The 13,810-nt window shown below is 70.4% G+C and carries 11 protein-coding genes; 8 read left to right on the plus strand and 3 right to left on the minus strand.

From position 1 onward, the window contains the following. Positions 1–27: 27 nt before the first annotated feature. On the minus strand, positions 28–630 hold the full coding sequence (locus tag GFH48_RS02710) for a TetR/AcrR family transcriptional regulator (RefSeq protein WP_153286690.1): 603 nt from the start codon (positions 628–630) through the stop codon (positions 28–30). Positions 631–1,030: 400 nt separating this feature from the next. Between GFH48_RS02710 and GFH48_RS02715 the strand changes: the two genes are divergently transcribed. From GFH48_RS02715 to GFH48_RS02730, 4 genes are all read left to right on the plus strand, one after another. After that, positions 1,031–1,822, plus strand: a complete 792-nt coding sequence (locus GFH48_RS02715; RefSeq protein WP_153286691.1) for a class I SAM-dependent methyltransferase — start codon at positions 1,031–1,033, stop codon at positions 1,820–1,822. Positions 1,823–2,414: 592 nt separating this feature from the next. Next, on the plus strand, positions 2,415–3,137 hold the full coding sequence (locus tag GFH48_RS02720) for a VanZ family protein (RefSeq protein WP_153286692.1): 723 nt from the start codon (positions 2,415–2,417) through the stop codon (positions 3,135–3,137). A 68-nt stretch (positions 3,138–3,205) separates the two neighbouring features. Next, positions 3,206–3,922, plus strand: a complete 717-nt coding sequence (locus GFH48_RS02725; protein WP_153286693.1) for a response regulator transcription factor — start codon at positions 3,206–3,208, stop codon at positions 3,920–3,922. Further along, positions 3,915–4,994 carry a sensor histidine kinase gene (locus tag GFH48_RS02730; RefSeq protein ID WP_153286694.1) on the plus strand — a complete coding sequence of 360 codons (1,080 nt, stop codon included), beginning with the start codon at positions 3,915–3,917 and terminating at the stop codon, positions 4,992–4,994. Before GFH48_RS02725 ends, GFH48_RS02730 begins: the two co-directional genes overlap by 8 nt. 179 nt (positions 4,995–5,173) lie before the next feature. Here GFH48_RS02730 and GFH48_RS02735 read toward each other — a convergent pair whose 3' ends face one another. Together GFH48_RS02735 and GFH48_RS02740 are read right to left on the minus strand one after the other, a co-directional pair. After that, a complete protein-coding gene (locus GFH48_RS02735) occupies positions 5,174–6,115 on the minus strand; it encodes a D-2-hydroxyacid dehydrogenase family protein (protein WP_153286695.1) in 942 nt (313 codons plus the stop codon). 136 nt (positions 6,116–6,251) lie between these two features. After that, positions 6,252–6,911, minus strand: a complete 660-nt coding sequence (locus tag GFH48_RS02740) for an SDR family NAD(P)-dependent oxidoreductase (protein WP_194280472.1) — start codon at positions 6,909–6,911, stop codon at positions 6,252–6,254. A 540-nt stretch (positions 6,912–7,451) separates the two neighbouring features. On the opposite strand from GFH48_RS02740, the gene GFH48_RS02745 reads away from it, so the two are divergent. From GFH48_RS02745 to GFH48_RS02760, 4 genes are all read left to right on the plus strand, one after another. Further along, positions 7,452–8,354 (plus strand): helix-turn-helix domain-containing protein, encoded by a 903-nt coding sequence (locus GFH48_RS02745; protein ID WP_153286697.1) that lies wholly within the window; start codon positions 7,452–7,454, stop codon positions 8,352–8,354. 1,046 nt (positions 8,355–9,400) lie between these two features. After that, positions 9,401–10,039, plus strand: coding sequence for an XRE family transcriptional regulator (locus GFH48_RS02750; RefSeq protein WP_153286698.1), 639 nt, complete (start codon positions 9,401–9,403; stop codon positions 10,037–10,039). Between the two features lie 93 nt (positions 10,040–10,132). Next, entirely contained in the window at positions 10,133–10,996 is an 864-nt protein-coding gene (locus GFH48_RS02755; protein WP_153286699.1) for a class I SAM-dependent methyltransferase, read from the plus strand. A 1,256-nt stretch (positions 10,997–12,252) separates the two neighbouring features. Further along, positions 12,253–13,725: an AfsR/SARP family transcriptional regulator gene (locus GFH48_RS02760; RefSeq protein ID WP_194280473.1), complete on the plus strand. Its 1,473-nt coding sequence runs from the start codon at positions 12,253–12,255 to the stop codon at positions 13,723–13,725. Positions 13,726–13,810 lie beyond the last annotated feature (85 nt).

Below are 13,810 nucleotides of genomic sequence, written 5' to 3' on the forward strand. Positions count from 1 at the left end.
GAATGGTCCGCCCGGTCACCGTCGGTTTCAGGGCGTCGCGGGGTCCGGCCAGAGCGCGCGCAAGGCGTCCGGGACCCCCTCCAGCGTCTTGGAGTCCCCCATGGCCAGCTGGAGAATGTAGCCGGGCAGCATGCACATCAACGTGGCGGCGATCGCCTCCGGGGACACCGCGCCCGTGAGGCTGCCGCGCTGCTGGTGCTCCCGGATGACATCGGTCAGCGCGTTGCGCATCTGAGCCATCAGATCGTCGAACTGCGCGGCCAGGGAGGGGTTCCGCAGAGATTCGGACCAGGCCAGTACGGACAGCCCGGCGATGTTCTGCTCAGCCGTCTTGGTCTTCACGATTTCCAGGACATCGGCGATGAGATCACCGATGGAACTGCTGGGCCTGTTCCTCGCGACACTGTTGACCATCGCGAGAACGTCGCGCATGTTCTCCTCGACGATCGCCGTGATCATTTCGTTCTTGCTGGCGAAATGCCGATACACCGCACCGGCCGAGAGGCCCGATTCCGCGAAGAGGTCCTGCATGGACGTCGAATGGAATCCGTCGCGCAGAAAGCAGCGGCGCGCCGCGTCCAGGATCTGCGCCCGGCGGGCGTCCATGTACTCCTGCGTGACCTTGGGCATGGGCCATCCTCAGCGAAAAAAACGAACCTTCATGTTAACTTAACATGCCGCGTGCTTATGCGCCGGTCCGTCGGCCCGCAATTCGTGATGCACGGCCGTCCATACCGGGTACCCCCGGCGGGACCGCGGCAGACCTCGACGACATCCCGTTCTGCCCGGACCGCGGCGCCCGGGCGCGGCGGCCGGGCGCGGCGGCCGAAGGGCCGGCGGGTGACCCGGCCGCGTGACCTGCCGGCCGGTGGCCTCCGACCACGGCTGGTGCGGGCCATGCGTCGCCGGCGCTACGACGAGCCTCAAGGCCCGCTGATCTCGTTGAGCCCGCACCCTGCGATCATGTTGGCCGGCGGCATCGAACCGTCAGTACAGCAGGTGTCCGCTCGGCTGTAGCAGGGAGTTGAACATGCCGGACATTGCCGTAGACCCGGTTGCCCACAATCGAGCAGCCTGGGACAAATACGTCCAAGAGGGCAACGAGTGGTCGAGGCCGGTGAGTTCGGAGGATGTCGAGCGCGCCCGCACGGGCGACTGGTCGATCGTTCTCGTTGGGCATGAGCCAGTCGACCGCTCCTGGCTGCCGACGGACCTGACCGGCAAGGACGTGTTGTGCCTGGCCTCCGGCGGTGGCCAGCAGGGTCCGATCCTCGCCGCCGCAGGGGCGCGGGTCACCGTATTCGACAACTCACCCCGCCAGCTCGGCCAGGACCAGATGGTGGCGGCGCGGGACGGACTCGAACTGCGCACCGTCCTGGGCGACATGCGCGACCTCAGCGCCTTCGGCGACGCGACATTCGACGTCGTGTTCCAGCCGGTCTCCAACCTGTTCGTACCAGACCTGGCAGCGGTGTGGCGTGAGTGCTTCCGCACCCTGCGACCGGGCGGAACCCTGCTCGTGGGATTCCTCAACCCTGATGTGTACTTGTTCGACCACGAGGCGCTCGACGAGCGCGGCGAGCTGATCGTCGTGCACAAGCTGCCCTACAGCGATGTCACGCACTACTCCGCCGAGGAACGCGCCACGAGGTTCGGCGCGGATGCCCCTCTTGAATACAGCCACACCCTCACCGACCAGATCGGCGGGCAACTCGCCGCGGGGTTCGTCCTCACCGGCTTCGCGGAAGCGCCGCACCATTCCAACGCATCCGCTCCATACATGTCGAACTATTTCGCGACGTTGGCGGTCAAGCCGGGCTGACCCAGCCCAGGGCCGGCCGAGACGGCCGCGTCTCCGAAGGGCCAGGTGGAGCACTGTGCCGGCCCGGCCCCCCACTGACGCCACTGAGCCCCGAACCCTGGATCGTGGTGAGCGGACGTTCGCGAGGCGGTCCCTCCGGCGGTGCGGTCATCGATCGGCGGCGGGTTCGGCGGGACGCTCTCGGCCCGCTGTCATCAGCACGCGGTCGGTACGGGCACCGGTCGCCCGCCATCTTCGCGCGCCGTCCGAGGAAGGTGCTCGCGGGGGCTGTCACAACCAGAGACCGGCTCCGGTCCTTATCCGCGAAACGGCGACGGTCATGCGACGGCCCGCCTCGTGGCAATTCCTTCCGGCCGTCGGCAAGCCCGGTGAAGCCGTCAGCGCGACCGCGGCCCATTGCTTCTCGTCCGCACCCGCTCGCTCAAGCCCACGCAGGTCGCCCACTGGACACTGCCCGGCGACCGGACCGCCGTCCGTGCGGCCCGCGACCTGACGGCTCGTCAGCTGTTTCTGGATGCGGGGGGCGCGTGTATCGCGGGTGTATCGCACATCGCATACGCCGCCGCAACGGCCCTGCGCCTCCAATGGGGGCATGGACCACAACGCATCACTGTCAGCGCCGCCCCGTCTCACGCGCCAGGCCGTGCTCCTCGGTCTGGCGGGCCTCGGCACGGCGGGGGCCGCGTTCGTCCTGCGGCGGCCGCTCATGATGTCCGCTCCGAGGTGCGTGGCCGGGCGGTGGCACGGCTGCTTCGACACGTTCAACGGTGTGGTGCTCATGACGTTGGTGGCGCTGCCGTTGGCCTTCCTGGTGGTGTGGGCTCTGGCGCGCCTTCGACGTGCGGCCGGCGTCACATCGGCGTGGCGGAAGTCGCTGGCCGAGGTGGGCATGGTCCACGGGACGGTGCCGTTCCTCTGGATGACCATGATGCCGGGCGGCGGAGCCGGCACCGTCCCCCCTCGGGTGAGCCTGGTACCGCTGCGGGACCTGGTCACGATGGGGCCGGGTGGGATCGTCGGCAACCTGTTGGTGTTCGCGGCGCTGGGATTCTTCGCTCCGATGCGGTTCACGGCACTGGCGTCCCTGCCGCGGATCCTGGCGCTCGGGGCGGGCTGCTCGGCCCTGGTCGAAACCGCGCAGTACGTCCTGCGGCTGGACCGGGTGTCCTCGGTGGACGACGTACTGGTGAACGCCGTCGGCGCCGTGCTGGCCGCGCTGGCGTCGCGCCACTGGTGGCGCGCCACGGCGCAAGCGCCGTCGGACCGGCCTCGCCCCGCGTCGGCGTCGGCGTCGGCGTCGGCGTCGGCGGGCTGAGTGGCGTGTCCGGCGTGCGCACGTCTCCGCATACGTCGGCGATATGGCGTGCTGCTTAGGCTTCGGGCATGCGCGTACTGATCGTGGAGGACGAGCCCTACCTGGCCGAAGCCGTGCGGGACGGTCTCCGGCTGGAGGCGATCGCCGCCGACATCGCCGGCGACGGCGACTCCGCCCTGGAACTGCTCAGTGTGAACTCCTACGACCTCGCGGTCCTCGACCGTGACATCCCCGGCCCCTCCGGTGACGACGTGGCCCGGCGCATCGTCGCCTCCGGCAGCGGCATCCCGATCCTCATGCTGACCGCCGCCGACAGGATCGACGACAAGGCTTCCGGGTTCGGGCTCGGCGCCGACGACTACCTCACCAAACCGTTCGATCTGCGGGAGCTCGTCCTGCGGCTGAGGGCGCTCGACCGCAGACGCGCGTACGCCCGGCCTCCGGTCCGCGAGATCGCGGGCCTGCGGCTCGACCCCTTCCGCCGGGAGGTCTTCCGCGACGGACGCTACGTCGCGCTCACCCGCAAACAGTTCGCCGTGCTGGACGTCCTCGTCGCCGCCGAGGGCGGGGTCGTCAGCGCCGAAGAGCTGCTGGCACGGGCCTGGGACGAGAACGCCGACCCCCTCACCAACGCGGTGCGCATCACCGTCTCCGCGCTGCGCAAACGGCTCGGCGAGCCATGGGTCATCGCCACGGTGCCCGGTGTCGGCTACCGGATCGGCACCGGCACGGGCTCCATCACCCCGGGCAGGGACACCCCGGACCCCGGCGCCACACATGCGTAGACGCCCGGGGCTCAGCGCCCGCCTGAAACTCACCCTCAGCTATGCCGGGTTCCTCGCCGTCGCCGGCGCTCTCCTCATGGCCGTGGTGTGGGTGTTCCTGCTGCGCTACGTACCCGACAACTCCCGGGGCCTTCTCGGGATCGCGCCCAATCGCTACCTCCTTGTGCGCATGTTCGCCCCCGCCGCGGCCGTGGCGATGGTCCTCCTGCTCGTGTTCGGGCTCGTCGGCGGGTGGATCCTCGCCGGCCGGATGCTCGCGCCGCTCACCCAGATCACGCATGCGGCACGGATGGCCGGCAGCGGGTCGCTGTCCCACCGGATCCGCATGAAGGGCCGCAAGGACGAATTCCGTGAACTCGCCGACACCTTCGACCTGATGCTCGAACAACTCGATTCCCACGTCGCCGGACAGCGGAGGTTCGCCGCGAACGCCTCCCATGAACTGCGTACCCCACTGGCGATCTCGCGGACGCTCCTCGACGTCGCCCGCAAGGACCCCACACGGGACCGGGGTGAACTCATCGAGCGCCTGCACGCCGTCAATACGCGGGCGATCGACCTCATCGAGGCCCTCCTGCTGCTCGGTCGCGGCGACCGCGGATCCTTCACCCGGAAGAGCGTCGACCTCTCCCTCGTCGCCGAGGAAGCCGGCGAGACGCTGCTTCCCCTCGCCGAACAGCGCCGCGTCGCGCTCGACGTCACCGGCGAGACGGCCCGGACCAGCGGCTCCGTGGAGCTCCTCCAGCAGATGGTGACGAACCTCGTCCAGAACGCCGTCGTCCACAACCTCCCCGCCGGCGGCACCGTGACGGTCCACACCGAGGCGCGCGGCGACACGAGCGTGCTGCGGGTCGAGAACACCGGCCGTCGGCTCCCACCGGAACTGGTACCGACCCTCACCGAACCCTTCCAGCGCGGAACGGAACGCGTACGCACGGACGAGCACGCCGGCGTCGGCCTCGGCCTGGCCATCGTGCACAGCATCGTCCGCGCCCATGGCGGAACCCTCGACCTCGCCGCTCGCTCCGCCGGCGGTCTCCTCGTCACGGTCCGGCTTCCCGCCAGGCCGTAGACATCGTCTCCGGGCAACCGTGCGGCGAGATTGCCCTCTGCCGTGCCCAGCGCGCCACGAGGCGCTCGAACCGGTGTACCGGCTCGAAACTCCGTCGCCTGGGCATGACTTCTCAGGGCGATGGCCTGACCGGTGCTGTGACCGGAACGGTTCACCGCCTCGCGGTGTCCGGCACGGCGCTAGCCGATGACACGGATCGGCCGGCCGGCTCGGAACGCGGCGATGTCCTCCACGGCGTCGCGGTAGAAGACCTCGTACAGTTCGCGGGTCACGTAGCCGATGTGCGGGGTCAGCACGGTGTTCGTCAGCGTACGGAGCGGGTGGTCAGGAGGCAGCGGCTCGGTGTCGTAGACGTCGAGTGCGGCGCATCTGATCGCCTCGCGCCGCAGGGCGTCCAGGAGCGCGTCCTGGTCGACGAGCGGGCCACGCGAGGTGTTCACCAGGATCGCGGACGGCTTCATCGCGGCGAGCTCGGCGCTGCCGACCAGCCCGCGGGTGCGAGGGCTGAGCACCAGGTGCACCGACAACACGTCCGCGCCGGCGAAAAGCTCTTCTTTGGTGACTGCCCTCACCCCGTGCTCGGCCGCACGTCCGGGCGTGAGGTTCTCGCTCCAGGCGATGGTGTCCATGCCGAAGGCCTGGCCGATCCTCGCCACCCGGCTGCCCAGGTTTCCCAGTCCGAGGAGGCCGAGAGTCTTTCCGCGGACCTCGGTGCCGACCGTGCGCTGCCAGCCCCCGTCCCGCATCGATCGTTCTTCCACCGGCAGGTTGCGTGCGGCGGCGAGGATCAGCGCCCAGGTGAGTTCGACCGTGGGCTCGGGGTAGTAGCCGGTTCCACAGACGACGACGCCCTGCCGGGCGGCGGCCATCAGGTCGATCGCGGCGTTGCGTGGCCCGGTGGTGACCAGCAGTTTGAGATCGGGCAGCCGGCCCAGAACATCGGCGGTGAACCAGGTGCGTTCACGCATCGCGACGATCGCCTCGAACCCGGCGAGCCCGCGAACCAACTCCTCGACGTCCGGGATGTAACGGTTGAACACCTCCACCTCGGCGTTCAGACCGCTCCAGTCGGCACAGTCGAGAGCCACGTTCTGGTAGTCGTCAAGCACCGCGATCTTCATGAAAGCGATGGTAGGGGCTGGACCGACGCCGGTGCGGCCCGGCACGACCGGCCATCCGGTGCCCCACGGGGCACCGCCGGCCGTCCACGAACCCCTCGGGGAAAGCTCGGTCCGTCCACGAACCCATCGGGAGGATTCAGTAACGCATCAGCTCGTGCTGCCATTCGGTCTCGGGCTGGTTGTGCAGTTCGAGGTATGCCTGGGCCAGTACCGCCGGGTCGAAGCGCGTCTCCCCGCCGCCGATCTCGTCGGTGATCGTGACGCTGGTCGCGTGCACACCCGTGCCCGCCAACTGGTCGTGCAGTACCTGTACGTACGCACGCAGCGCGGCCTTGCCGACGGACAGGGACGCGAAGTCCTTGGAGGGGTGCAGCGCGTAGCCGCCTCCGGTGAACAGAAGGCTCCCGCGGCCGTCGCGCAGCTCGGGCAGGACGGCCTCGGCCGCGACCCTGGCACCCAGGACATTCATGGCCGTGACCCGGGCCCAGTCCTGGTCGTCACCACCGGTCGGCGAGTCCCTGCGGAGCACCCCGACGTTGTACACGAGCACATCGGGGGCGCCCAGTTCGGTGATCGCGGAGTGGAGCGCGGCGCGCAGGTTGCCGGGGTCACCGGCATCCGTGGCGTAACCGCGGACGTCATGTCCGGCGGCGGCCAGCTCGCCGGCGTAGGAGTCGAGCCTCGCCCTGTCGCGGGCGAGCAGGGCGACCGGGTGTCCGGCATCGGCGAAGGTGCGGGCAAGCGCGAGGCCGAGGCCAGGTCCGACGCCGACGATCACTGCGGTTCCGAGGGCCATGACGGTCCTTTCTTCGATGGGAGGGGGAGTCATGCCATGGGTCATCTTTCGACCTGCTGTCCAGGTGTTGGGGGTGGTGGTCACCCTGGGTGTCCCTCTCGTCACCGGCTACCCGTGCCGGTACGACGCCGGTGTCGGTGAGCGCTCGACCGGTACGGCCCGTCGACGACTCCGCCGTACCGGTCCTCGCGGGTCGAGTCACCCGCGGCCGGCGTCGACGGCTGCCCGGCCTCCGTGGTCGTCCTGAGCACGGCCGCCGTCACGGCGAGGTTCGGTGCCGCGGGCCGCCGGCGACGGACGAGCAGGAACGCGGGGACGAGCAGGCGCCGGTTCAGTCAGTGGCCGGGCGGCGACGTGAGGAATGCCCGGCCGCGCGGCCGGTCCCTGTCAGGGTGACGAGCCGGGGCCGCATCACCGGGAGCTGTTCTTGCTGGTCATGGCGTCGAGTCAAGCAGCATGACCGGCGGTGTGGCAGGACACGTCGAAGGGGGTACTGCCGAGCCCTCCATAACCGTCTCACCCGCGCCTACCGTGGAGGACATGGACCATCGCCGGCAGATTCAGGAGTTCCTGGTCTCCCGCCGGGCACGGATCAGCCCCCAGTCGGTCGGACTGCCCGTGGCCGGCCGCAAGCGGCGGGTGCCCGGGCTGCGGCGCGAGGAGGTCGCGGCCCTGGCCGGGCTGAGCATCGACTACTACATCCGGCTGGAGCGCGGAGCGCTCACCAACGCCTCCGACAGCGTCCTGCGGGCCATTTCCGGTGCGCTGCGACTCGACGCCGCCGAGCAGGCGTATCTGCTCGACCTCACCCGCGCCGACAGACCGTCCGCCGCGTCCCGGTCCCGCCGCACCTCGCCGGAGGCGATCGCGCCGCAATTGCAGACGGTCCTCGACGCCCTCGTCGGCGTCCCCGCCCTGGTCCGCACCCCCACCCTCGACATGATCGCGGCCAATCCCCTCGGGCGTGCCCTGTACAGCGTGCTCTACACCGACACGCGCACGGCGCCGAACCTCGCCCGGTTCACGTTCCTCACTCCCCGCGCCCACGAGTTCTGGCGCGACTGGGACCAGGTCGCCGACGACCTCACCGCCCAACTACGCGCCGCCGCCAACCCCTTGGACCGCGCACTCACCGACCTCGTCGGCGAGCTGTCCACCCGCAGCGACACCTTCCGCGAGCTGTGGGCCCGCCACGACGTGCGCGCCCACGGCCGAGGGACGAAACGCTTCCAGCACCCCGTCGTGGGCGCACTGGAACTGCGCTACGACCTCCTCCGACCGGCCGCCGAACCCGGCCTGACGATGATCACCTACAGTGCCGAACCGGGAACGCCCTCGCACGACAGCCTCGCTCTCCTCGCTTCCTGGGCCGCCGGCCAACAGAGCGACGGCGACGAGCGGAACCAGCCCGCTCCCTCACACCAGGATGGATGGCGTACCTGAGCCGGGCCGGATCTCGGCGATCGCTTGGTGCGGGCCGACCTCGGACGCCCTGGCAGGGCGACACCCGCGACAACCCCTCGGCGGCCGGCCGCCCCCGGCTCCGCGACGCGCCCCTGGACGAGGTGGTCGCCCAATTGGTCGGGTGGCCAAGGAAGTTCCGCCCCGACCTCGTGCCGATCCACGGCGCCCTCGCCGGCGGGGGCGGTGTTCTTCGGGCCAGGGAGGGCGATGTGGACGAACAGCACACCCATGACGGCGACGCCCGCCCACATCGCCTGCCGCCATCCGTCGACGAAGGACTGCTGGGCGGTGTGGACCGGGTCCGGTGCGCGGGAGCCCGCGCCGTCCGCGGCCTCGACAGCGTTGGCGACGCCTTCGCGCGCGGTGTCCGCGGTCCCCCGCGGGATGCCGTGCAGCCTGTCGTCGACGGCGTCGCGGTAGCCGGCGCTGGTTCGTCCGGTTCGTGCTCATGGGTTCCTCTCGAACGGGCATGTGGGGTGGCGCCGGAGCATGGCCGGTCGCCGGGTGAAGGGGTTGGCTCCGCCCCGCCACCGGACGCGTCGTTCGACGTGGTCACGCGGTGGTCGGGCTCGATGGGGTGGGGCGTGGGCCGGCGAAGGCCCGTGTGTCGGAGCGTGGTGGTATCGCCCGCGCCAGGGCGAAGGCGTGCGCGACGTCGGGGTCGCCGTCCGCGGTGCCATGGACGGCGTTGCCGTGGAATCCGGTCGGGGCTCCAGCCGCGCGAGCACCGGCCCGGGTGATCGGTCCGTGCCGTTGCCGGTCCCCCGCACTCCCGCCACGTCGGCGGTGCCGGGATGCCGGTAGGCGCAGCCGCGGCCGATGGTGCCGGGCGTGTCCTCCATCGACGGCTTCAGGCCGTCGAGGCCATCGGTGCGCGACCGCGTCGGGGCGGCGACCTCCAGGACGCGGCGGGCCACGAAGGCGCCGTCACCGGCATGTCCTCTCTTCGCCCGAACGTGGCACCAGCTGTTCCGGATCACCACGAGGACCACCCCGTATTGCACCTAGGGCATAAGATGTTGCCTATGACGCAAGATGATGGAGAGCTGGACAGCCTCGTACGCAGACGGATCCGGGCTCTGCGGGTGGCACAGGGTTGGTCGCTGGAGGAACTGGCCACCCGGGCCAAGGTCAGCCAGTCCACGCTCTCGCGCATCGAGAACGGTCAGCGCCGCCTCGCACTGGATCAGCTCGTCACCCTCGCTCGCGCCCTGGACACGTCCCTGGACCAGCTGGTGGAGACCGCCTCCGACGATGTCGTCACCAGCCCGGTGATCGACGGGGCTCACGGCCTGATGCGCTGGCCCGTCAAGGGCGACCCGGGCATGAGCGTCGTACGCCAGCGCATGACCGAGCCGCCGCCGGACAATCCCGCGCGCCTGCGCGCTCATCCCGGCCGGGAATGGCTCGTCGTCCTGTCCGGCACCGCGATCCTGCTGCTGGGCCACCGCCGCTTCCGGATCGAGACCAACCAGGCCGCCGAGTTCCCCACCATGCTCCCGCACGCCATCGGAACCGAGACGGGCCCCTGCGAGATCCTGGGCATCTTCGACCGCGACGCCCGCCGCGGCCACCAACGCGACCCCATCGGCAAGGGTGCCGGCGGAGACTCCGAGACCACGAACCAGACATCGTCTCGCGGGAGTGACATCCCGCCGAGGTAGTCATGTTGCGTACCGAGCCCCTCAGTGAGGCATCTCTTTGCGCTTTCGGCAACCTTTCATGCCCAGTACGCATATTCTCCCTACTGTGGATCCATGAGCCACACACACCCGCACGCCTCCCCTCACGGCCGCCGGCACGTCGCCGACTCCGACAGCCAGACCGAGATCCTCGACCTGGACGCGGAGGTTCTCGCCGAGCACATCGCCGCCATCACCGCATGGCTGCCCATCACGTCGGCTCCTGGTCGCATCGTGGACCTGGGCTGCGGGACAGGCACCGGCACTTTCGCGCTCCTCGACCGCTTCCCCGACGCGGACGTCACCGCCGTCGACTCCTCAGCCGAACACCTTCACCGCCTGCGGGAGAGGGCGCGCACCGAGGGAGTGCAGGACCGCGTGCGTACCGTGCGGGCCGACCTCGGCGCCGCGAACTGGCCGGACCTCGGCTCACCCGACCTCGTATGGGCCTCGGCCTCGATGCACCACATGGCGGACCCCGGCAGTGCGCTGCGCAAGGTCTACGACACGCTCGCACCGGGCGGACTGTTCGCCGTCGTCGAGCTGGCCGGCTTCCCCCGCTTCCTGCCCGAGAACGCCCCGGAAGACCGGCCCGGTCTGGAAGAACGCTGCCATGAGGCGAGCGATCGTTTTCACGCCGAGCACGTGTCCCACCGCGGCGCCGACTGGGGCGCCTTGCTGACCGCCGCCGGATTCGCGATCGAGGGCGAGCGCACCGTCTCCGTGCATATCGAGGGCGCGGGCAGCGAGGCGGTCGGCCGTTACGCGTCGGCCACCCTGCGGCGCCTGCGCGGCAGCGTGGCCGACGCGCTGTCCGCCGAAGACCTGGCCTCGCTCGACCAACTGCTCGACGTCGACGGCCCGCACAGCGTCCTGCGCCGCGACGACCTGGTGGTGCGCACCGAACGCGACGTCTGGGCGGCGCGCGCCAAGGCCTGAACCGGAAGCCCGCCCGGACCCGGGCCCGGGGGATCGCCGCCGCGTTGTTCAGCGGCAGTCCAGCAGACCAGCAGACCAGCAGACAGCCCGAACGGCGGGCGGGCGGGCGGGCAGGCGGGCAGGCGGGCAGGCGGGCAGGCGGGCAGGCGGGCAGGCAACGGCGAACCCTCTTGCCGCGAACGGCGCGCCCACAGACTGCGAAGCCCGACGCCAGGGAACGGCGGAGGAAGATCGCGAGCGCCTCCGGCAAGGCCGAGAAACGCGGCTTTGCCGGAGGCGGGGACGGAGCCCTTGGGACCGGCGGTCGCACCGCATCCGACGCGCTCGTACGGGACGGAAAGCGCACCCGTCCCGACGCCGGACAACAGTGGACTCAGCAGCGATCTCAGGGTGACACGACGATCGTGGCGCCGGCCCCCACGCGCAACAGAAGCGTGCCCCTACCACACGATCCACTCGCAGGAGAACAACCTGGCCGGGCTTCGGTCGACATTCTTGGAACGTTCCATTGTTTCCCCTACCACCTGTCTGCCGAGGTATCCAGGCGGCATCTGCGGAGGTCAGAATTCCCGTTGTCCGGAGGCGGTGCCTCCGGACGTGACCCAAGAGCCCGGCGATGCCGCGTGTCCCGAGCGACGATTCAACGCGCAGAGAGGCGGCCATGATGGAGCCGGTACGGCTTGAGCCCAGCGCCCAAGGCGGCCCCGAGGCCGGGCACTTCACCGCCGCCGAGCCGACCGCCGCTCCCTCTCCCCGCGTCGGAGGACCCGCCGGCATCCCCGGGCTCGTCCCGCCGGGCGGGGCCGACATCGATGTCCACACCCCCTGGGCGGTCGCCGGGTCCGAGTTCCCTGGTGTGCGCGAGCCGCTGCTGGCGCATGGTCACGTGCCGCGGTCGGCGCGGGCCCAACCGTCCCGGCCTTTCCTGGCGGTGCGGCCGCGCAACGTGTACGGCCGCACCGGGGCGAACGGCAGCGTGGCCCACGCCATCCGCGGCGCCGAGGCGGCCGACCACGAGGTGCCGCCTCTGGGCCCTCTGCCGGACGCGCTGGTGGATTCCGTCTCTCCCGACCGGTTCGGTGAGCGAGCCCCCGCGCACAGATGCCGTGGGGCTCCGGCGGCATCCGGTACTCGGACCGCGGGCCGCCCCGCGTCCACGAGTCGGGCCACCACCAGCGGTCCCGACCAGGGGCCGCGGCGCCCGCGAAAGCACCGGACAGGCGACGACCACGACATACACGGAAGGTGGAGGCGCTATGAAATTCGAGGTTCTGGGGGGACTGAACATCACGCGGGCGGGCGAGCCGGTGCCCTTGGGCGGCTTCGTCAAGCGCGGTCTGCTGAGCCTGCTGCTCCTCTACTCCAACCGTGTGGTGCCGACCAGTCATCTGCTGAACGCCCTGTGGCCCTCGGGCGCCCCCGCGACCGCGCGCAAGATGCTGCAGAACGCCGTGTCCGATTTACGGCGGACCATGAACGAAGGCCAACCGCAGGCCGATGAGCCGATCCTGCTGACCCATCCGCCCGGCTACCTTCTGCGGGTCGCCGCCAAGGACGTCGATCTGTCGCGTTTTCAGCAACTCGCCGCGACCGGCCGGGCGTCCCTCGCCGAAGGCGCCCATGAACCGGCACGTCAGGCACTGCGAGCCGCGCTCAGCCTGCCGAGGGGGCCGATTCTTTCGGAGTTGGTGGAGGAGGGCATCGTCTGGCCCGAGATCGAGGCTCTGGAGAACTTCGTCCTGAACGTCCGCGAGGACTGTTTCGAGGCGGAGCTGGCGCTGGGTCGCCACCGCGCGGTTCTCGAGGAAATGGAGAACCTCCACATGAGCCACCCGTCACGCGAACGGCTGTCGGGACAGCTCATGGTCGGCCTCTACCGATGCGGCCGACAACTCGACGCGCTCGCTCTGTACCAGCGCATCCGGTCGTTGCTCGACGACGAATTCGGCCTGGAGCCCGGTCACGACCTCAAAGCCCTCCAGACGGCCATCATCACTCAGGACCCGGCGCTCTCGCCGCTGTCCACCATCCCCTCGGCCCACCCGGCGTCCTCCCGCGACGTGCTGCTGCACCCTTCGGCGGGCGGCTCCGCTCCCCGGCAGCAGCGCCACGACGGAGTCATTCCGCTCCCCCTGCTGCCGGCGGACCGCAAGCCGGAGCTGATCAGCGTCGTCATGGTGAAAGTCCAGGTCGGTTCATGGGACGGCGAGCCGACGCCCGAGGAAACCGCCGAGCTGACCCACAGCGCCTCCCTGAGGATTCACCGTGAATTCGAGAGGAACCACGGGACGATCCGCATGCGCATGGGAGAGGTTTCCTTCAGCTTCTTCCGGGGCGCCGATCTGCCCAGGGACCATGCGAAGCGCGCGATGCGTGCGGCGATGGCGATCCACCGGCATTTCAACCCCGGAATCCAGCCTGGTGCCACCGGTCCCCGATGTACCGTGAGCGCCAGAATCGCCGTGGCCACCGGCGAGGCGGTCCTGCAGTACGGAACGGACGGCGGGGCCGAGTTGGGGATGACCGTGATCGGCGGTGTGATGGACCGGTGCACGCAGCTTCTGCGATTCACGTCCGCCGGGGAGATCCGGGTCTGCAGGGCGACGCACCAAGCCACCCGGTCCGAGTATTCCGTGGCCCACGAACCCGACAGCGGCTGGAAAGTGCTCACTTCACTCTCGGCCCGCGGTGAGGCACGCGTCGACGACGGGCTGCACGAAGCGGGCTGAGGCGCATACGCCTCGCCGTGACCGCTGCCGGCGCCGGACGCGATCGAGCGCTGCCGGCGCCGGGTGCGACCAAGTAGCGCGGTAG

The sequence above is a fragment of the Streptomyces fagopyri genome (genome assembly GCF_009498275.1).
Taxonomy (GTDB): domain Bacteria; phylum Actinomycetota; class Actinomycetes; order Streptomycetales; family Streptomycetaceae; genus Streptomyces; species Streptomyces fagopyri.